18 protein-coding genes and 1 tRNA gene are annotated in these 20,351 nt (G+C 55.9%); all 19 read left to right on the forward strand.

Annotated elements, in window-relative coordinates:
* The coding region (locus F7R20_RS28260) for an elongation factor Tu (protein WP_151180623.1) at positions 1 to 852 on the forward strand (852 nt) is incomplete at its 5' end.
* A 53-nt stretch (positions 853 to 905) separates the two neighbouring features.
* Positions 906 to 981: transfer RNA gene (locus F7R20_RS28265), tRNA-Trp, on the forward strand.
* Between the two features lie 45 nt (positions 982 to 1,026).
* Positions 1,027 to 1,395, forward strand: a complete 369-nt coding sequence (gene secE, locus F7R20_RS28270; RefSeq protein WP_003206102.1) for a preprotein translocase subunit SecE — start codon at positions 1,027 to 1,029, stop codon at positions 1,393 to 1,395.
* Between the two features lie 9 nt (positions 1,396 to 1,404).
* Entirely contained in the window at positions 1,405 to 1,938 is a 534-nt protein-coding gene (gene nusG / locus F7R20_RS28275; protein ID WP_003186097.1) for a transcription termination/antitermination protein NusG, read from the forward strand.
* Positions 1,939 to 2,055: 117 nt separating this feature from the next.
* Entirely contained in the window at positions 2,056 to 2,487 is a 432-nt protein-coding gene (gene rplK, locus F7R20_RS28280; RefSeq protein ID WP_003176435.1) for a 50S ribosomal protein L11, read from the forward strand.
* Positions 2,487 to 3,182: a 50S ribosomal protein L1 gene (gene rplA, locus F7R20_RS28285; protein WP_003186095.1), complete on the forward strand. Its 696-nt coding sequence runs from the start codon at positions 2,487 to 2,489 to the stop codon at positions 3,180 to 3,182. Before rplK ends, rplA begins: the two co-directional genes overlap by 1 nt.
* A gap of 198 nt (positions 3,183 to 3,380) precedes the next feature.
* The gene (rplJ, locus tag F7R20_RS28290) at positions 3,381 to 3,881 is read left to right on the forward strand and encodes a 50S ribosomal protein L10 (RefSeq protein ID WP_003206099.1); all 501 of its coding nucleotides are present in this window, start codon (positions 3,381 to 3,383) and stop codon (positions 3,879 to 3,881) included.
* 78 nt (positions 3,882 to 3,959) lie between these two features.
* Positions 3,960 to 4,325, forward strand: a complete 366-nt coding sequence (gene rplL / locus F7R20_RS28295; protein WP_003206098.1) for a 50S ribosomal protein L7/L12 — start codon at positions 3,960 to 3,962, stop codon at positions 4,323 to 4,325.
* Between the two features lie 220 nt (positions 4,326 to 4,545).
* Complete coding sequence (rpoB, locus tag F7R20_RS28300; RefSeq protein ID WP_013694338.1) at positions 4,546 to 8,619, forward strand: DNA-directed RNA polymerase subunit beta; 4,074 nt, start codon at positions 4,546 to 4,548, stop codon at positions 8,617 to 8,619.
* Positions 8,620 to 8,683: 64 nt separating this feature from the next.
* Positions 8,684 to 12,883 carry a DNA-directed RNA polymerase subunit beta' gene (rpoC, locus tag F7R20_RS28305; RefSeq protein WP_003206095.1) on the forward strand — a complete coding sequence of 1,400 codons (4,200 nt, stop codon included), beginning with the start codon at positions 8,684 to 8,686 and terminating at the stop codon, positions 12,881 to 12,883.
* Positions 12,884 to 13,099: 216 nt separating this feature from the next.
* Positions 13,100 to 13,471 carry a 30S ribosomal protein S12 gene (rpsL, locus tag F7R20_RS28310; RefSeq protein ID WP_003186084.1) on the forward strand — a complete coding sequence of 124 codons (372 nt, stop codon included), beginning with the start codon at positions 13,100 to 13,102 and terminating at the stop codon, positions 13,469 to 13,471.
* Between the two features lie 102 nt (positions 13,472 to 13,573).
* On the forward strand, positions 13,574 to 14,044 hold the full coding sequence (rpsG, locus tag F7R20_RS28315) for a 30S ribosomal protein S7 (RefSeq protein WP_003186074.1): 471 nt from the start codon (positions 13,574 to 13,576) through the stop codon (positions 14,042 to 14,044).
* Between the two features lie 30 nt (positions 14,045 to 14,074).
* A complete protein-coding gene (gene fusA, locus F7R20_RS28320; protein WP_003206094.1) occupies positions 14,075 to 16,180 on the forward strand; it encodes an elongation factor G in 2,106 nt (701 codons plus the stop codon).
* A gap of 30 nt (positions 16,181 to 16,210) precedes the next feature.
* Positions 16,211 to 17,404 (forward strand): elongation factor Tu, encoded by a 1,194-nt coding sequence (tuf, locus tag F7R20_RS28325; protein ID WP_003186071.1) that lies wholly within the window; start codon positions 16,211 to 16,213, stop codon positions 17,402 to 17,404.
* A gap of 157 nt (positions 17,405 to 17,561) precedes the next feature.
* Positions 17,562 to 17,873: a 30S ribosomal protein S10 gene (gene rpsJ, locus F7R20_RS28330; RefSeq protein ID WP_003186070.1), complete on the forward strand. Its 312-nt coding sequence runs from the start codon at positions 17,562 to 17,564 to the stop codon at positions 17,871 to 17,873.
* A gap of 80 nt (positions 17,874 to 17,953) precedes the next feature.
* Positions 17,954 to 18,589, forward strand: coding sequence for a 50S ribosomal protein L3 (gene rplC / locus F7R20_RS28335; protein ID WP_003186059.1), 636 nt, complete (start codon positions 17,954 to 17,956; stop codon positions 18,587 to 18,589).
* Between the two features lie 12 nt (positions 18,590 to 18,601).
* On the forward strand, positions 18,602 to 19,204 hold the full coding sequence (gene rplD, locus F7R20_RS28340; protein WP_003186057.1) for a 50S ribosomal protein L4: 603 nt from the start codon (positions 18,602 to 18,604) through the stop codon (positions 19,202 to 19,204).
* Complete coding sequence (gene rplW, locus F7R20_RS28345) at positions 19,201 to 19,500, forward strand: 50S ribosomal protein L23 (RefSeq protein ID WP_002555488.1); 300 nt, start codon at positions 19,201 to 19,203, stop codon at positions 19,498 to 19,500. The genes rplD and rplW overlap by 4 nt, the downstream gene beginning before the upstream one ends.
* Positions 19,501 to 19,514: 14 nt before the next feature.
* Positions 19,515 to 20,339 carry a 50S ribosomal protein L2 gene (gene rplB / locus F7R20_RS28350; RefSeq protein ID WP_003186055.1) on the forward strand — a complete coding sequence of 275 codons (825 nt, stop codon included), beginning with the start codon at positions 19,515 to 19,517 and terminating at the stop codon, positions 20,337 to 20,339.
* Positions 20,340 to 20,351: the final 12 nt, after the last annotated feature.

Consider the following 20,351-nt stretch of genomic DNA (forward strand, 5'->3'; position numbering starts at 1 on the left):
CAAACCCGTGAGCACATCCTGCTGTCCCGTCAGGTAGGCGTTCCGTACATCGTTGTCTTCCTGAACAAGGCTGACATGGTTGACGACGCTGAGCTGCTGGAACTGGTTGAGATGGAAGTGCGCGATCTGCTGAGCACTTACGATTTCCCAGGTGATGATACTCCAATCATCATCGGTTCGGCTCTGATGGCTCTGAACGGCCAAGACGACAACGAAATGGGCACCACTGCTGTCAAGAAGCTGGTGGAAACTCTGGATAGCTACATCCCAGAGCCAGAGCGTGCTATCGATAAGCCGTTCCTGATGCCGATCGAAGACGTGTTCTCGATCTCCGGTCGCGGTACTGTTGTGACTGGTCGTGTTGAGCGTGGCATCGTCCGTATCCAGGAAGAAGTTGAGATTGTCGGTCTGCGCGATACTCAGAAAACTACCTGCACCGGCGTTGAAATGTTCCGCAAGCTGCTCGACGAAGGTCGTGCTGGTGAGAACTGCGGCGTGCTGCTGCGCGGCACCAAGCGTGACGATGTTGAGCGTGGCCAGGTTCTGGTCAAGCCAGGTACCGTCAAGCCGCACACCAAGTTCACCGCAGAAGTTTACGTTCTGAGCAAGGAAGAGGGCGGCCGTCATACTCCGTTCTTCAAGGGCTACCGTCCACAGTTCTACTTCCGTACAACTGACGTGACTGGTAACTGCGAGCTGCCAGAAGGCGTTGAAATGGTAATGCCAGGTGACAACATTCAGATGACTGTTACCTTGATCAAGACCATCGCGATGGAAGACGGTCTGCGTTTCGCTATCCGTGAAGGCGGTCGTACCGTCGGCGCTGGCGTCGTAGCTAAAGTCATCGAGTAAACAGTTGTAATGTCTTTTTCGGGCCGGCATAATGGTCGGCCTGATTTTGTTTTAGGTCAGTAGCTCAATTGGCAGAGCGACGGTCTCCAAAACCGTAGGTTGGGGGTTCGATTCCCTCCTGACCTGCCAGATTCACTCAGTGTGTCTGGCTTTCTTTTCACAGGATCTTCATAGATGACTCCTAAAGCTGAAGCTCAAGGCTCTCGCTTCGATCTGCTCAAGTGGCTAGTGGTAGTCGCTTTGGTGGTTATTGGCGTTGTTGGCAATCAGTATTATTCTGCTTCGCCGATCCTGTACCGCGTACTTGCATTGCTTGCCATTGCTGCTGTTGCTGCCTTTGTAGGCCTGCAGACAGCCAAGGGCAAGTCTTTCTTTGTACTCGCTAAGGAAGCTCGCACCGAGATTCGTAAAGTCGTATGGCCGACTCGCCAAGAAACCACGCAGACCACGTTGATTGTTGTGGCTGTTGTTCTGGTAATGGCGTTGCTGTTGTGGGGGCTCGATTCCCTGCTCGGCTGGCTTGTTTCCTTGATTGTTGGCTAAGGGTGTCCCGTGGCTAAGCGTTGGTACGTTGTGCATGCTTACTCGGGTTACGAGAAGCATGTTATGCGCTCGCTGGTAGAGCGCGTAAAGCTGGCTGGCATGGAAGATGGCTTTGGCGAAATTCTGGTCCCCACTGAAGAAGTGGTTGAGATGCGTAATGGCCAGAAGCGCAAAAGTGAACGTAAGTTCTTTCCGGGCTACGTGCTGGTACAGATGGACATGAACGAAGGGACTTGGCACTTGGTCAAGGATACCCCTCGGGTGATGGGCTTCATTGGCGGTACTGCCGACAAGCCTGCGCCGATCACAGATAAAGAGGCAGAAGCGATTCTGCGTCGCGTCGCTGATGGTAGCGACAAGCCGAAGCCGAAGACACTGTTTGAACCAGGTGAGGTTGTACGCGTCACTGACGGTCCATTCGCTGATTTTAACGGCACGGTTGAAGAAGTTAACTACGAAAAGAGCCGGATCCAAGTCGCAGTGCTCATTTTCGGTCGCTCTACTCCGGTAGAGCTAGAGTTCAGTCAGGTCGAAAAGGTCTGATTGAGCAGGCATCCCAACCCCGCAGCCCAAGGCTGTGGGGTTTTGTCGTCACTGGGATAAACGCGCAAGTAACCGGGGAGCCTTTCGAGGCGTTCGAACCCGTAATTGGAGTGCCTCATGGCCAAGAAAATTACCGCTTACATCAAGCTGCAAGTGAAGGCCGCTCAGGCTAACCCAAGCCCACCTGTTGGTCCTGCCCTGGGTCAGCACGGCGTGAACATCATGGAATTCTGCAAGGCTTTCAACGCCCGTACTCAGGGTCTTGAGCCAGGTCTGCCGACTCCAGTGATCATCACTGTCTACAGCGACCGTAGCTTCACTTTCGAAACAAAAAGCACCCCAGCTTCGGTTCTGCTGAAGAAGGCTGCAGGTTTGACCAGCGGTTCCGCTCGTCCAAACACCGTTAAGGTTGGCACCGTTACCCGTGCTCAGCTGGAAGAAATCGCGAAAACCAAAAACGCGGATCTGACTGCAGCTGATATGGATGCAGCCGTGCGTACTATCGCCGGTTCTGCTCGTAGCATGGGCCTTAACGTGGAGGGTGTGTAATGGCTAAGCTGACCAAGCGTCAAAAGGCTATCGCCGGCAAAATCGAAGCAGGCAAGGCCTACAACTTTGTAGATGCCGCCGCTCTGCTGGCTGAGCTGTCGACTGTCAAGTTCAGCGAGTCGTTCGACGTTGCTGTAAACCTGGGCGTTGACCCACGTAAATCCGACCAGGTCGTTCGTAGCGCTACCGTGCTGCCACACGGCACTGGCAAGACCGTTCGTGTAGCTGTCTTCACCCAGGGCCCAGCAGCAGAAGCTGCTCTGGCTGCTGGTGCTGATCGCGTAGGCATGGACGATCTGGCTGCTGAAATGAAGGGCGGCGACCTGAACTATGACGTAGTGATCGCATCCCCGGATGCCATGCGCGTTGTAGGTCAGTTGGGTCAGATCCTCGGTCCACGTGGTCTGATGCCTAACCCTAAAGTCGGCACCGTAACGCCAGACGTAGCCACCGCGGTTAAAAACGCCAAGGCTGGTCAGGTTCGTTATCGCACCGACAAAAACGGCATCATCCATACTTCCGTTGGCAAGATCGGCTTCGACGCCGTCAAGCTGAAGGAAAACGTTGAAGCCCTGATCGCTGATCTGAAGCGTATCAAGCCAGCTTCTTCGAAAGGTATCTACGTCAAGCGCGTTACCCTGAGCACCACTATGGGCCCAGGTCTGGTCATCGATCAGAGCTCGCTCGACGCGTAAGACTCAGGTTGGCGCAAGTAATTGCGCCAATCGAAAAATTGGGGTCCCTGCCTGGCGGGGGCTGTCCAAGACCGTAGGCGACGCAAGTCTTAAACCACAAGCCTACGCAGATGGTGCTCCCGGTTCCTTACCGAATCAGACACCAAAACGACATTCGGTTTCGACCGGATGAAACGGTAACAAGCAGGAGTTAAACCCGTGGCAATTAAACTCGAAGACAAGAAGGCCATCGTCGCTGAAGTCAACGAGGCTGCCAAAGCTGCTCTGTCCGCTGTCGTGGCTGATGCCCGTGGCGTAACAGTAGGCGCTATGACCGGACTCCGTAAAGAGGCTCGTGAAGCTGGCGTTTACGTACGTGTTGTACGTAACACTCTGCTCAAGCGCGCTGTTGCTGACACTGAATACAGTGTCCTCAACGACGTGTTCACCGGCCCGACCTTGATCGCGTTCTCCACCCAACATCCTGGCGCTGCTGCCCGTTTGTTCAAGGAATTCGCCAAAGGTCAGGACAAGTTCGAGATTAAGGCAGCTGCGTTCGAGGGCAAGTTCCTCGCAGCTAACCAGATCGACGTACTGGCAACTCTGCCGACCCGTGACGAAGCAATTTCCCAGCTGATGAGCGTGATTCAAGGCGCAACCAGCAAATTGGCTCGTACTCTGGCGGCACTGCGCGACCAGAAAGAAGCTGCCGCAGCCTAAGGCTCGACACTCCTTTTCGCGTTTTTTGTTTATTTCGATGGTCGCGTAGGCCGTCCCCCAATCCAGGAATTTAGAGTCATGTCTATCTCTCAAAACGATATCCTCGAAGCCGTTGGCAACATGTCCGTAATGGAAGTTGTTGAGCTGATCAAAGCTTTCGAAGAAAAATTCGGTGTTACCGCTGCTGCTGCTTCCGCTGGTCCAGCTGTTGCTGCTGCCGTTGCTGAAGAGCAAACCGAATTCAACGTCATGCTGACCGAAGCTGGCGAGAAGAAAGTTAACGTGATCAAGGCAGTACGTGAACTGACCGGTCTGGGCCTGAAAGAAGCCAAGGCTGTAGTTGACGGCGCTCCTGCCATGGTTCTGGAAGCTGTTGCCAAAGACGCAGCTGACAAAGCCAAAGCAGTTCTGGAAGAAGCAGGCGCTAAAGTCGAGCTGAAGTAAGCATCGACTTTGCGTCTCCAGCCCGAGCGTTAAGCGACAGGCTGATGGCTGGTGGCTCTTGCCACCGGCCTTTTTCCGTTATTGGCAGTCGACTGGGTCGGTGCTGATCACGAGCTGTAACCACCCGATGTGGTGGCGCAAACCATGGGGTTTGCACGATTTTCTGGCTGCTCCCGTCGGGAGGGGCCAAACAAGCAGGTGACCAAGCTGGGGAACGCTGATGGCTTACTCATATACTGAGAAAAAACGTATCCGCAAGGACTTTAGCAAGTTGCCGGACGTCATGGATGTGCCGTACCTCCTGGCCATCCAGCTGGATTCGTATCGTGAATTCTTGCAAGCGGGAGCGACTAAAGATCAGTTCCGCGACGTGGGCCTGCATGCGGCCTTCAAATCCGTTTTCCCGATCATCAGCTACTCCGGCAATGCTGCGCTGGAGTACGTCGGTTATCGCCTGGGCGAACCGGCATTTGATGTCAAAGAATGCGTATTGCGCGGTGTTACTTACGCCGTACCTTTGCGGGTAAAAGTGCGCCTGATCATTTTCGACAAAGAATCGTCGAACAAAGCGATCAAGGACATCAAAGAGCAAGAAGTCTACATGGGTGAAATCCCCCTGATGACTGAGAACGGTACCTTCGTAATCAACGGTACCGAGCGTGTAATCGTTTCCCAGCTGCACCGTTCTCCGGGCGTGTTCTTCGACCACGACCGTGGCAAGACGCACAGCTCCGGCAAACTGCTTTACTCCGCGCGCATCATTCCTTACCGCGGTTCGTGGTTGGACTTCGAGTTCGACCCGAAAGACTGCGTATTCGTGCGTATCGACCGTCGTCGCAAGCTGCCTGCATCGGTACTGCTGCGCGCGCTCGGCTATACCACCGAAGAAGTGCTGGACGCGTTCTACACCACCAACGTTTTCCATGTGCAGGGTGAAAACCTCAGCCTGGAACTGGTGCCTCAGCGCCTGCGCGGTGAAATCGCTGTCCTCGATATCCAGGATGACAAAGGCAAGGTTATTGTCGAGCAGGGTCGCCGTATCACCGCTCGCCACATCAACCAGCTGGAAAAAGCCGGGATCAAAGAGCTGCAGGTGCCTCTGGACTACGTCCTGGGTCGCACCACGGCCAAGGTCATCGTGCATCCGGCCACCGGCGAAATCCTGGCAGAGTGCAACACCGAGCTGAACACCGAGATCCTGGCAAAAATCGCCAAGGCCCAGGTCGTTCGCATCGAGACGCTGTACACCAACGACATCGACTGCGGTCCGTTCATCTCCGACACGCTGAAGATCGACTCCACCGGCAACCAACTGGAAGCCCTGGTCGAGATCTATCGCATGATGCGTCCTGGCGAGCCGCCAACCAAGGATGCCGCCGAAACGCTGTTCAACAACCTGTTCTTCAGCCCTGAGCGCTATGACCTGTCTGCGGTCGGCCGGATGAAGTTCAACCGTCGTATCGGTCGTACCGAAATCGAAGGTTCGGGTGTATTGAACAAGGACGATATCGTTGCCGTCCTCAAGACCTTGGTCGACATCCGTAACGGCAAGGGCATCGTCGATGACATCGACCACCTGGGTAACCGTCGTGTTCGCTGTGTAGGCGAAATGGCCGAGAACCAGTTCCGTGTTGGCCTGGTGCGCGTAGAGCGTGCGGTCAAGGAACGTCTGTCGATGGCTGAAAGCGAAGGCCTGATGCCGCAAGACCTGATCAACGCCAAGCCTGTGGCTGCGGCGGTGAAGGAGTTCTTCGGTTCGAGCCAGCTGTCCCAGTTCATGGACCAGAACAACCCGCTGTCCGAGATCACCCACAAGCGTCGTGTCTCCGCACTCGGCCCGGGCGGTCTGACCCGTGAGCGTGCGGGCTTCGAAGTTCGTGACGTACACCCGACTCACTACGGTCGTGTATGCCCGATCGAAACGCCGGAAGGTCCGAACATCGGTCTGATCAACTCCCTGGCTGCCTATGCGCGCACCAACCAGTACGGCTTCCTCGAGAGCCCGTACCGTGTGGTGAAAGACGCCCTGGTCACCGACGAGATCGTGTTCCTGTCCGCCATCGAAGAAGCTGATCATGTGATCGCCCAGGCTTCGGCCACGATGAACGACAAGAAGGTCCTGGTCGACGAGCTGGTAGCTGTTCGTCACTTGAACGAGTTCACCGTCAAGGCGCCGGAAGACGTCACCTTGATGGACGTATCGCCGAAGCAGGTAGTTTCGGTTGCAGCGTCGCTGATCCCGTTCCTCGAGCACGACGACGCCAACCGTGCGTTGATGGGTTCGAACATGCAGCGCCAAGCTGTACCCACCCTGCGTGCCGACAAGCCGCTGGTAGGTACCGGCATGGAGCGCAACGTTGCCCGTGACTCCGGCGTTTGCGTCGTGGCTCGTCGTGGTGGCGTGATCGACTCCGTCGATGCCAGCCGTATCGTGGTTCGTGTTGCCGATGACGAAGTTGAAACTGGCGAAGCCGGTGTCGACATCTACAACCTGACCAAATACACCCGCTCCAACCAGAACACCTGCATCAACCAGCGTCCGCTGGTGAGCAAGGGTGATCGGGTTCAGCGCAGCGACATCATGGCCGACGGTCCGTCCACTGATATGGGTGAACTGGCGTTGGGTCAGAACATGCGCATCGCGTTTATGGCATGGAACGGCTTCAACTTCGAAGACTCCATCTGCCTGTCCGAGCGTGTGGTTCAGGAAGACCGCTTCACCACGATCCACATCCAGGAACTGACCTGTGTGGCCCGTGACACCAAGCTTGGCCCAGAGGAAATCACTGCGGACATCCCGAACGTGGGTGAAGCTGCACTGAACAAGCTGGACGAAGCCGGTATCGTTTACGTAGGTGCTGAAGTAGGCGCAGGCGACATCCTGGTGGGCAAGGTCACTCCGAAAGGCGAGACCCAGCTGACTCCGGAAGAAAAACTGCTGCGTGCCATCTTCGGTGAAAAAGCCAGCGACGTTAAAGACACCTCCCTGCGCGTGCCTACCGGCACCAAGGGTACCGTCATCGACGTACAAGTCTTCACTCGCGACGGCGTTGAGCGTGATGCTCGTGCACTGTCGATCGAGAAGACTCAACTCGACGAGATCCGCAAGGACCTGAACGAAGAGTTCCGTATCGTCGAAGGCGCAACTTTCGAGCGTCTGCGCTCCGCTCTGGTCGGCCACAAAGCCGAAGGCGGCGCCGGCCTGAAGAAAGGTCAGGAAATCACCGACGAAGTTCTCGACGGTCTTGAGCATGGCCAGTGGTTCAAACTGCGCATGGCTGAAGATGCTCTGAACGAGCAGCTCGAGAAGGCCCAGGCCTATATCGTTGATCGCCGCCGTCTGCTGGACGACAAGTTCGAAGACAAGAAGCGCAAACTGCAGCAGGGCGATGACCTGGCTCCAGGCGTGCTGAAAATCGTCAAGGTTTACCTGGCAATCCGTCGTCGCATCCAACCGGGCGACAAGATGGCCGGTCGTCACGGTAACAAAGGTGTGGTCTCCGTGATCATGCCGGTTGAAGACATGCCGCACGATGCCAATGGCACCCCGGTCGATGTGGTCCTCAACCCGTTGGGCGTACCTTCGCGTATGAACGTCGGTCAGATCCTTGAAACCCACCTGGGCCTCGCGGCCAAGGGCTTGGGCGAGAAGATCAACCGTATGATCGAAGAGCAGCGCAAGGTCGCTGACCTGCGTAAGTTCCTGCACGAGATCTACAACGAGATCGGCGGTCGCAACGAAGAGCTGGACACCTTCTCCGATCAGGAAATCCTGGATCTGGCGAAGAACCTGCGCGGCGGCGTTCCAATGGCTACTCCGGTGTTCGACGGTGCCAAGGAAAGCGAAATCAAGGCCATGCTGAAACTGGCAGATCTGCCAGAAAGCGGCCAGATGCAGCTGTTCGACGGCCGTACCGGCAACAAGTTCGAGCGCCCGGTTACCGTTGGCTACATGTACATGCTGAAGCTGAACCACTTGGTAGACGACAAGATGCACGCTCGTTCTACCGGTTCTTACAGCCTGGTTACCCAGCAGCCGCTGGGTGGTAAGGCGCAGTTCGGTGGTCAGCGTTTCGGGGAGATGGAGGTCTGGGCACTGGAAGCGTACGGTGCTGCATACACTCTGCAAGAAATGCTCACAGTGAAGTCGGACGATGTGAACGGCCGGACCAAGATGTACAAAAACATCGTGGACGGCGATCACCGTATGGAGCCGGGCATGCCCGAGTCTTTCAACGTGTTGATCAAGGAAATTCGTTCCCTCGGCATCGATATCGATCTGGAAACCGAATAACACGTGACGCGAATCGAGAGCGGGGCTGTTTTGCCCGCTCTCTGCTCCGCCAGGAGGAAAGGCCTTGAAAGACCTACTGAATTTGCTGAAAAACCAGGGTCAAGTCGAAGAGTTCGACGCCATCCGTATTGGATTGGCATCGCCTGAGATGATCCGTTCGTGGTCGTTCGGTGAAGTTAAAAAGCCGGAAACCATCAACTACCGTACGTTCAAACCTGAGCGTGACGGCCTGTTCTGCGCCAAGATCTTTGGCCCGGTCAAGGATTACGAGTGCCTGTGCGGTAAGTACAAGCGCTTGAAGCACCGTGGTGTGATCTGCGAGAAGTGCGGCGTTGAAGTCGCGCTGGCAAAAGTTCGTCGTGAGCGCATGGCGCACATCGAACTGGCCTCGCCAGTTGCCCACATCTGGTTCCTGAAGTCGCTGCCGTCCCGTATCGGCCTGCTGATGGACATGACCCTGCGTGATATCGAACGCGTTCTCTACTTCGAGAGCTACGTCGTTATCGATCCAGGCATGACCACCCTTGAAAAGGGTCAACTGCTCAACGACGAGCAGTACTTCGAAGCGCTGGAAGAGTTCGGCGACGATTTCGATGCCCGCATGGGTGCCGAAGCTGTCCGCGAACTGCTGCACGCTATCGACCTGGAACACGAGATTGGCCGTCTGCGCGAAGAGATTCCGCAAACCAACTCCGAAACCAAGATCAAGAAGCTGTCCAAGCGTCTGAAGTTGATGGAAGCCTTCCAGGGTTCCGGCAACCTGCCAGAGTGGATGGTGCTGACCGTTCTGCCGGTTCTGCCGCCAGACCTGCGTCCACTGGTTCCGCTCGATGGCGGTCGTTTCGCGACTTCCGATCTCAACGATCTGTATCGTCGAGTGATCAACCGTAACAACCGCTTGAAGCGTCTGCTCGATCTGTCCGCTCCGGACATCATCGTGCGCAACGAGAAGCGTATGTTGCAGGAAGCGGTCGACGCACTGCTCGACAACGGTCGTCGTGGCCGCGCTATCACCGGTTCCAACAAGCGTCCTCTGAAATCCCTGGCTGACATGATCAAGGGTAAGCAGGGTCGTTTCCGTCAGAACTTGCTCGGTAAGCGTGTTGACTACTCCGGTCGTTCGGTAATTACCGTAGGCCCGACCCTGCGTCTGCACCAGTGCGGTCTGCCAAAGAAAATGGCCCTGGAGCTGTTCAAGCCGTTCATTTTTGGCAAGCTGGAAATGCGTGGTCTTGCGACCACCATCAAAGCGGCCAAGAAAATGGTCGAGCGCGAGCTGCCAGAGGTCTGGGACGTTCTCGCTGAAGTGATTCGCGAACACCCGGTTCTCCTCAACCGTGCACCGACCCTTCACCGTCTGGGCATCCAGGCGTTTGAACCGGTACTGATCGAAGGTAAGGCTATCCAGCTGCACCCGCTGGTCTGTGCTGCGTACAACGCCGACTTCGACGGCGACCAGATGGCAGTGCACGTACCGCTGACACTGGAAGCCCAGTTGGAAGCGCGTGCGTTGATGATGTCGACCAACAACATCCTGTCGCCAGCCAACGGTGAGCCAATCATCGTTCCGTCGCAGGACGTTGTATTGGGTCTGTACTACATGACGCGTGAAGCGATCAACGCCAAGGGCGAAGGTCGTGTGTTCGCGGATCTGCAGGAAGTTGACCGAGTGTTCCGTGCCGGCGAAGCCGCACTGCACGCCAAGGTCAAGGTGCGGATCAATGAAACCGTGAACGATCGTGACGGTGGCAGCGTCAAGAACACTCGAATCGTCGACACCACTGTCGGCCGTGCGTTGTTGTTCCAGGTTGTTCCACCTGGTCTGTCTTACGACGTCGTCAACCAGCCGATGAAGAAGAAGGCGATCTCCAAGCTGATCAACCAGTGCTACCGCGTGGTTGGTCTGAAAGAGACCGTGATCTTCGCTGACCAGTTGATGTACACCGGTTTTGCCTATTCGACCATTTCCGGCGTTTCCATCGGTGTTAACGACTTCGTTATCCCGGATGAAAAAGCCCGCATCATCGGTGCTGCTACCGAAGAAGTGAAAGAGATCGAAAGTCAGTACGCCTCCGGCCTGGTAACCCAGGGCGAGAAGTACAACAAGGTGATCGACCTCTGGTCCAAGGCGAACGACGAAGTCTCCAAGGCGATGATGGCCAACCTCTCGAAAGAGAAAGTCATCGACCGTCATGGCAACGAAGTCGACCAGGAATCCTTCAACTCGATGTACATGATGGCCGACTCGGGCGCACGGGGTTCTGCTGCGCAGATCCGTCAGCTCGCCGGTATGCGTGGCCTGATGGCCAAGCCGGACGGCTCCATCATCGAGACCCCGATTACCGCGAACTTCCGTGAAGGCCTGAGCGTACTCCAGTACTTCATCTCCACTCACGGTGCTCGTAAGGGTCTTGCGGATACCGCGTTGAAAACGGCGAACTCCGGTTACCTGACGCGTCGTCTGGTAGACGTTGCCCAGGATCTGGTCGTGACCGAGATCGATTGCGGCACCGAACACGGCCTGGTAATGACTCCGCACATTGAAGGCGGTGACGTTGTAGAGCCGTTGGGTGAACGCGTATTGGGTCGTGTCATCGCCCGTGACGTATTCAAGCCAGGTACCGAGGACGTGATCGTTCCTGCGGGCACCCTGGTTGACGAGAAGTGGGTCGAGTTCATCGAGCTCAACAGCATCGACGAAGTGATCGTACGTTCGCCGATCAGTTGCGAAACTCGCTACGGCATCTGCGCCAAGTGCTACGGTCGCGACCTGGCACGTGGTCACCAGGTGAACATCGGTGAAGCGGTCGGCGTTATCGCTGCCCAGTCCATCGGTGAGCCGGGTACCCAGCTGACGATGCGTACGTTCCACATCGGTGGTGCGGCAAGCCGGACCTCCGCGGCCGACAGCGTTCAGGTGAAGAATGGCGGTACCGTCCGTCTGCACAACCTGAAGCACGTTGAGCGAGTGGATGGTCACCTGGTGGCTGTATCGCGTTCCGGTGAGCTGGCCATCGCTGACGACTTCGGTCGCGAGCGCGAGCGCTACAAGCTGCCGTACGGTGCTGTGATTTCGGTCAAGGAAGGTGACAAGGTCGACGCTGGCGCCATCGTGGCCAAGTGGGACCCGCACACTCACCCGATCGTTACCGAAATGAAAGGTACCGTGACCTACGTGGGCATGGAAGAAGGCATCACGATCAAGCGTCAGACCGACGAATTGACCGGTATGACCAACATTGAAGTACTCGATGCGAAAGATCGTCCAGCTGCCGGCAAGGACATCCGTCCTGCTGTGAAGATGGTCGACGACAATGGCAAGGATCTGTTGCTGCCAGGCACTGACGTAATCGCTCAGTACTTCCTGCCAGCCAACGCCCTGGTCGGTGTTGCGGACGGTGCGCGGATCGCGATCGGTGATGTTATCGCTCGTATCCCGCAGGAAACTTCGAAAACTCGCGACATCACCGGTGGTCTGCCGCGTGTTGCCGACTTGTTCGAAGCCCGTCGTCCGAAAGAAGCTTCGATTCTGGCTGAAGTCAGCGGCACCATCGCATTCGGTAAAGAGACCAAGGGCAAGCGTCGCCTGGTCATTACACCGAACGACGGTAGCGATCCGTACGAAGAGCTGATTCCGAAGTGGCGTCACCTGAACGTTTTCGAAGGCGAACAGGTAAACCGCGGCGAAGTTATCTCGGACGGTCCGAGCGATCCACACGACATCCTGCGTCTGCTGGGTGTGAGTGCGCTGGCCAAGTACATCGTGAACGAGATCCAGGACGTTTACCGTCTGCAAGGCGTGAAGATCAACGACAAGCACATCGAGACCATCCTGCGTCAGATGCTGCGTAAGGTCGAGATCGCTGAATCCGGCGACTCGAGTTTCATCAAGGGCGACCAGATGGAACTGACTCACGTACTGGTGGAAAACGAGCGCCTGGCGACCGAAGACAAGTTTGTCTCCAAGTTCACTCGCGTGCTGCTGGGTATCACCAAGGCGTCGTTGTCCACCGAGTCGTTCATCTCGGCGGCTTCCTTCCAGGAAACCACCCGTGTGCTGACCGAAGCGGCGGTAACCGGCAAGCGCGATTACCTGCGCGGCCTGAAAGAAAACGTGGTCGTGGGTCGTCTGATCCCGGCCGGTACCGGTTTGGCCTATCACAGCGAACGCAAGCGTCGCCGTGATGCTGACAAGCCGTTGCGCGTAAGCGCCAGTGAAGTGGAAGCTGCACTGACCGAAGCACTGAACTCGAGTGGTAACTGAGTTCTGCGGTAATTGAGTGCCTGGCCCTGGTCACCCCGTTCGGCGGATCGAGACAAATTGTCGAGATCCGGCGGGCGGGGAGGTCGGGGCCTTGCCTTGACTGGGGACAAGATCCTCTTTAGACTCTTGATCCCCTAAATTTGGCGGGAATTCGTTCCTGCCATTTTGCTTTTCTTGTAAGACAATAGCGTCGCAAGACAACAGTGGAGCTAGTAGATGGCAACTATCAACCAGCTGGTACGTCAGCCGCGTAAGCGTATCGTCGAGAAATCCGACGTGCCTGCGCTGCAGAACTGCCCGCAACGTCGTGGCGTATGCACCCGTGTGTATACCACCACGCCGAAAAAACCTAACTCGGCACTGCGTAAAGTATGCCGTGTGCGTCTGACCAACGGTTTCGAGGTTTCCTCGTACATCGGCGGTGAAGGCCACAACCTGCAAGAACACAGCGTGGTACTGATCCGCGGCGGTCGTGTAAAAGACTTGCCAGGTGTTCGTTACCACACCGTTCGCGGCTCTTTGGATACTTCCGGCGTTAAAGGTCGTAACCAAGGTCGTTCGAAGTACGGTACCAAGCGTCCGAAATAATCGGCCGTTTTGCAGTTTTTAATTTTATTGAGTCGATAAGAGTAAGGTCGGGCACGCATCCGCTGTCCCGGGCTAACCTGAAGACCGTTTGAGGGCTTATCAATGCCAAGACGTCGCGTAGCAGCCAAACGTGAGATTCTGGACGATCCGAAATACGGAAGCCAGATTCTCGCCAAGTTCATGAACCACGTAATGGAAAGCGGCAAGAAAGCCGTTGCCGAGCGTATCGTTTATGGCGCACTGGACAAAGTTAAGGAACGCAAGAACAGCGATCCCCTGGAAATCTTCGAGAAAGCTCTCGACGCCATCGCTCCGCTGGTCGAAGTGAAGTCGCGCCGTGTAGGCGGTGCTACTTACCAGGTTCCGGTCGAAGTTCGTCCGTCCCGTCGTAACGCCCTGGCAATGCGCTGGTTGGTAGACTTCGCCCGCAAGCGCGGCGAGAAGTCCATGGCCCTGCGTTTGGCTGGCGAACTGTTGGACGCTGCTGAAGGTAAAGGTGCTGCAGTTAAGAAGCGTGAAGACGTGCACCGTATGGCTGAAGCCAACAAGGCTTTCTCGCACTACCGCTTCTAATTTTAGCGTCACTCAATTTGCGAGGGCTTTATGGCTCGTACTACACCGATTAACCGCTACCGTAACATCGGTATCGTCGCTCACGTGGATGCTGGTAAAACCACCACCACCGAGCGCGTCCTTTTTTACACCGGCAAAAGCCACAAGATGGGCGAGGTGCATGATGGCGCCGCGACCACCGACTGGATGGTGCAGGAGCAGGAGCGTGGTATTACCATTACTTCTGCTGCCATTACCGCTTTCTGGAAGGGTTCCGAGAAGCAGTACAAGGACGAGCACCGCTTCAACGTCATCGATACCCCGGGCCACGTTGACTTCACCATTGAAGTAGAACGTTCCCTGCGCGTACTCGACGGCGCTGTGGTTGTATTCTGCGGCACCTCGGGCGTTGAGCCTCAGTCGGAAACCGTATGGCGTCAAGCCAACAAATACGGCGTTCCACGTCTTGTTTATGTGAACAAGATGGACCGTGCTGGTGCCAACTTCCTGCGCGTGATCGGTCAGATCAAGCAGCGTCTGGGCCACACTCCGGTGCCTATTCAGCTGGCTATCGGTTCCGAAGACAACTTCCAGGGTCAGATCGATCTGATCAACATGCAAGCTGTCTACTGGAACGATGCTGACAAAGGCATGGTTCCTGTTCGCAAGGACATTCCTGCTGAATTGCTGGAAGAAGCCGAGAAGTGGCGTGGCAACATGGTTGAGGCTGCGGCCGAAGCCAACGAAGAACTGATGAACAAGTACCTCGAGGGCGAAGAGCTCACCAACGAGGAAATCAAGGCCGCTCTGCGCCAGCGTACTATCGCTGGTGAAATCGTCCTGGCTGTTTGCGGTTCTTCCTTCAAGAACAAGGGCGTTCCCCTGGTTCTCGACGCCGTTATCGACTTCCTGCCTGCGCCAACCGACATTCCTGCCATCAAGGGTACTGACCCGGATGACGAGACTATCGAGCTGGAGCGTCATGCCGACGACAGCGAGCCGTTCTCGGCTCTGGCGTTCAAGATCGCTACCGACCCATTCGTGGGTACCTTGACCTTTGTCCGTGTTTACTCGGGCGTGTTGAACTCCGGCGACGGCGTGATCAACTCTGTAAAAGGCAAGAAAGAGCGCGTAGGCCGTATGGTGCAAATGCACGCTAACGCCCGCGAAGAGATCAAGGAAGTGCGCGCTGGCGACATCGCGGCCTTGATCGGCATGAAGGACGTCACCACGGGTGAAACCTTGTGCAATGGCGACAAGCCAATCATCCTGGTTCGCATGGACTTCCCGGAGCCGGTTATTTCGGTTGCCGTTGAGCCTAAGACCAAGGATGACCAGGAAAAAATGGGTATCGCTCTGGGCAAGCTTGCTCAGGAAGACCCGTCTTTCCGCGTCAAGACTGATGAAGAGACTGGTCAGACGATCATCTCCGGCATGGGCGAGCTGCACCTGGACATCCTGGTTGACCGGATGCGCCGTGAGTTCAACGTCGAAGCCAACATCGGTAAGCCTCAGGTTTCCTATCGTGAGCGCATCACGAAGAACTGTGAAATCGAAGGCAAGTTCGTTCGCCAGTCCGGCGGTCGTGGTCAGTTCGGTCACTGCTGGATCCGTTTTGCACCGGCTGACGAAGGTCAGGAAGGTCTGCAATTCGTGAACGAAGTCGTAGGTGGTGTGGTTCCTAAGGAATACATCCCGGCGATCCAGAAGGGTATCGAAGAGCAGATGAAGAACGGCGTTGTTGCCGGCTATCCGCTGATCGGCCTGAAGGCAACTGTGTTTGATGGTTCTTACCACGACGTCGACTCCAACGAGATGGCGTTCAAGGTGGCTGCTTCCATGGCAACCAAGCAACTGGCCCAGAAGGGCGGTGGTGAGTTGCTCGAGCCGATCATGGCGGTAGAAGTCGTTACGCCTGAAGACTACATGGGTGATGTCATGGGCGACCTTAACCGTCGTCGTGGCATGATTCTGGGTATGGAAGATACGGTTTCCGGCAAGGTCATTCGTGCCGAGGTTCCGTTGGGTGAAATGTTCGGTTATGCAACCGACGTTCGTTCCATGTCTCAGGGTCGCGCAAGCTACTCTATGGAATTCAAAAAATACAATACAGCTCCGTCGCATATCGTCGAGACTGTTACCAAAAAGCAAGGCTGATTCAGCCCTTTAGGCAAGGAGTTAATTGTCGTGGCTAAAGAAAAATTTGATCGTTCCCTACCGCACGTCAACGTTGGCACCATTGGTCACGTTGACCACGGTAAAACCACTCTGACTGCGGCTCTGACTCGCGTCTGCTCCGAAGTTTTCGGTTCGGCCGTTGTTGCTTTCGACAAAATCGACAGCGCTCCGGAAGAAAAGGCTCGTGGTATCACCATCAACACCGCGCACGTTGAGTACAACTCTTCGATTCGTCACTACGCTCACGTTGACTGCCCAGGTCACGCTGACTACGTGAAGAACATGATCACTGGTGCTGCCCAGATGGACGGCGCGATCCTGGTTTGCTCGGCCGCTGATGGTCCGATGCCTCAAACCCGTGAGCACATCCTGCTGTCCCGTCAGGTAGGCGTTCCGTACATCGTTGTCTTCCTGAACAAGGCTGACATGGTTGACGACGCTGAGCTGCTGGAACTGGTTGAGATGGAAGTGCGCGATCTGCTGAGCACTTACGACTTCCCAGGTGATGACACTCCAATCATCATCGGTTCGGCTCTGATGGCTCTGAACGGCCAGGACGACAACGAAATGGGTACCACCGCTGTCAAGCGTCTGGTAGAAACTCTGGACAGCTACATCCCAGAGCCAGTTCGTGTTATCGACAAGCCGTTCCTGATGCCAATCGAAGACGTGTTCTCGATCTCGGGTCGCGGTACTGTTGTGACCGGTCGTATCGAGCGCGGTATCGTCAAGGTTCAGGATCCACTGGAAATCGTAGGTCTGCGTGACACCACCGTCACCACCTGCACCGGTGTTGAAATGTTCCGTAAACTGCTCGACGAAGGTCGTGCTGGCGAGAACTGCGGCGTTCTGCTGCGTGGTACCAAGCGTGACGACGTTGAGCGTGGCCAGGTTCTGGTTAAGCCGGGTTCGGTCAAGCCGCACACCAAGTTCGAAGCTGAAGTGTATGTTCTGAGCAAAGAAGAAGGCGGTCGTCACACTCCGTTCTTCAAAGGCTACCGTCCACAGTTCTACTTCCGTACAACTGACGTGACTGGTAACTGCGAGCTGCCAGAAGGCGTTGAAATGGTAATGCCAGGCGACAACATCAAAATGGTTGTCACCCTGATCAAGACCATCGCAATGGAAGACGGTCTGCGTTTCGCTATCCGTGAAGGCGGTCGTACCGTCGGCGCTGGCGTCGTAGCCAAAATCATCGAGTAAGCTCTTTCTTGAGTAAGCTTTGATGAGTTGAAAAAGCCCCCGCCCAGCGGGGGCTTTTTTATTGGGTTGACACCTATCAGGGGCGTCTATAGAATTGCGCCTCCTTTTAACGGGCGTATTGCGCCCGGTGGGAATAGCAGCCGGAGTCTGAAATCCAATGCAAAATCAGCAAATCCGTATCAGGTTGAAGGCTTTTGACCATCGCCTGATCGACCAATCCACCCAGGAAATCGTGGAAACCGCGAAACGTACTGGTGCTCAAGTGCGTGGTCCAATTCCACTGCCTACCCGTAAAGAGCGGTTCACCGTTCTGGTCTCCCCGCACGTCAACAAAGACGCGCGTGACCAGTACGAGATCCGTACTCATAAGCGCGTTCTGGACATCGTCCAGCCAACGGATAAAACCGTTGATGCACTTATGAAGCTTGATCTTGCGGCCGGTGTGGAAGTGCAGATCAGCCTCGGCTAAGACTCGGTCTTAGTCGTGTAACGCTCTGAAATGGGCGGCCATAGCGGGTGAAAGCCCCGTACACTCATGAGGTTTACAACATGACTATTGGTGTAGTCGGTCGTAAATGCGGTATGACCCGTATTTTCACCGAAGAAGGTGTCTCCATTCCGGTCACGGTCATTGAGATCGAGCCGAATCGCGTCACCCAGTTCAAAACTGAAGAGACCGATGGCTATCGTGCAGTGCAAGTCACTGTCGGCGAGCGTCGCGCTTCGCGTGTAACAGCAGCTCAGGCTGGCCACTTCGCCAAGGCGAACGTTGCCGCTGGTCGTACCGTAATGGAATTCCGCCTTGAAGAAGGCGAGTACCAGGCCGGCGATCTGATCAACGCTGAAATCTTCGCCGCTGGCCAACTGGTTGATGTAACCGGTCAGTCCAAGGGTAAAGGCTTCCAGGGTACGATCAAGCGTTGGAACTTCCGCGGGCAAGATAACACCCACGGTAACTCCGTATCCCACCGCGTTCCAGGCTCTATCGGCCAGTGCCAGACTCCTGGTCGTGTATTCAAGGGCAAAAAAATGTCCGGTCATATGGGCGCTGAGCGCGTGACCGTGCAGTCCCTCGAAGTAGTGCGCGTGGACGCTGAACGCAATCTGTTGTTGGTCAAGGGCGCTGTTCCTGGCGCTACTGGCGGCAACTTGGTTGTACGTCCAGCAGCCAAGGCTCGCGGTTAAGGGGAAGCTGACATGCAATTAAATGTAAATGACGCTCAAGCGATCGAAGTTTCCGAACTGACATTTGGCGGCGAATTCAACGAGACGCTGGTTCACCAAGCAGTCGTGGCCTACATGGCCGGCGGCCGTCAAGGTAGCAAGCAGCAAAAGACCCGTTCCGACGTTTCCGGTGGCGGCAAGCGCCCATGGCGTCAGAAAGGTACTGGCCGTGCTCGTGCCGGTACTATCCGTAGCCCAATCTGGCGTGGCGGCGGTACCACTTTCGCAGCTCGTCCTCAGGATCACTCCCAGAAGCTGAACAAGAAGATGTATCGCGCAGCAATGCGTTCCATCCTTGCTGAGCTGGTGCGTACTGATCGTCTGGTCGTGGTTCAGGACTTCGCTGTTGAAGCACCGAAAACCAAAGATCTGCTGAACAAGCTGAACGGCATGGGCCTGACTGACGTCCTGATCGTGTCTGACGCTGTTGATCAGAACCTGTACCTGGCTGCTCGCAACCTGCCACACGTCGACGTTCGTGACGTGCAAGGTTCCGATCCGGTCAGTCTGATCGCATACGACAAGGTGTTGATCACCGTGTCGGCCGTGAAGAAATTCGAGGAGCTGCTGGGATGAACCAGGAACGCGTATTTAAAGTTCTGCTTGGCCCGCACGTTTCCGAGAAGGCTACGGTTCTGGCAGACAAGAAAGGCCAGTTCGTTTTCAAGGTTGCTACCGACGCAACCAAGCTGGAAATCAAGAAGGCCGTCGAAAGCCTGTTCAGCGTGAAAGTAGAGCGCGTGACTACCCTGAACGTTCTGGGTAAAAGCAAGCGCACTGCTCGCGGTCTGGGCAAGCGTAATGACTGGAAGAAGGCAGTTATCTCCCTTCAGCCAGGCCAAGATCTCGATTTCAGCAGCAGTGCTGAGTAAGGAAGGGGTGCATCATGGCAATCGTTAAATGCAAACCGACTTCCCCTGGCCGCCGTTTTGTGGTCAAGGTGGTCAACCAGGAGCTGCATAAAGGCGCTCCTCACGCACCGCTGCTCGAGAAAAAATCGAAGTCTGGTGGTCGTAACAACAATGGCCGTATTACCACTCGTCACATCGGTGGTGGTCATAAGCAGCATTATCGTCTGGTCGACTTCCGTCGCAACGACAAGGATGGCATCGCTGCCACCGTCGAGCGTATCGAATACGATCCAAACCGTACTGCTCACATCGCTCTGCTGCTGTACGCAGATGGCGAGCGTCGCTACATCATCGCCCCTAAAGGCGTGAGTGCTGGCGACCAGCTGATCGCAGGTGCCCTGGCACCGATCAAGCCGGGCAACGCTCTGCAACTGCGTAACATTCCAGTTGGTAGCACCGTACACGGCATCGAATTGAAGCCAGGTAAAGGCGCACAGATCGCTCGTTCCGCTGGTGCTTCGGCTCAGCTGATCGCTCGTGAAGGTGTCTACGTGACCCTGCGTCTGCGTTCTGGTGAGATGCGTAAAGTACTGGCTGAATGCCGTGCGACCCTGGGCGAAGTCTCGAACTCCGAGCACAGCCTGCGTTCGTTGGGTAAAGCTGGTGCCAAGCGCTGGCGTGGCGTTCGCCCAACCGTTCGTGGTGTTGCCATGAACCCGGTTGACCACCCACATGGTGGTGGTGAAGGTCGTACCTCTGGTGGTCGTCATCCGGTATCGCCATGGGGCTTCCCGACTAAGGGCGCGAAGACTCGTGGTAATAAGCGTACCGACAAAATGATCGTCCGTCGTCGCAAGTAAATAGAGGGATAC

Origin of the sequence: Pseudomonas brassicacearum subsp. brassicacearum (genome assembly GCF_008801605.1) — a bacterium.
GTDB classification, from domain to species: domain Bacteria; phylum Pseudomonadota; class Gammaproteobacteria; order Pseudomonadales; family Pseudomonadaceae; genus Aquipseudomonas; species Aquipseudomonas brassicacearum.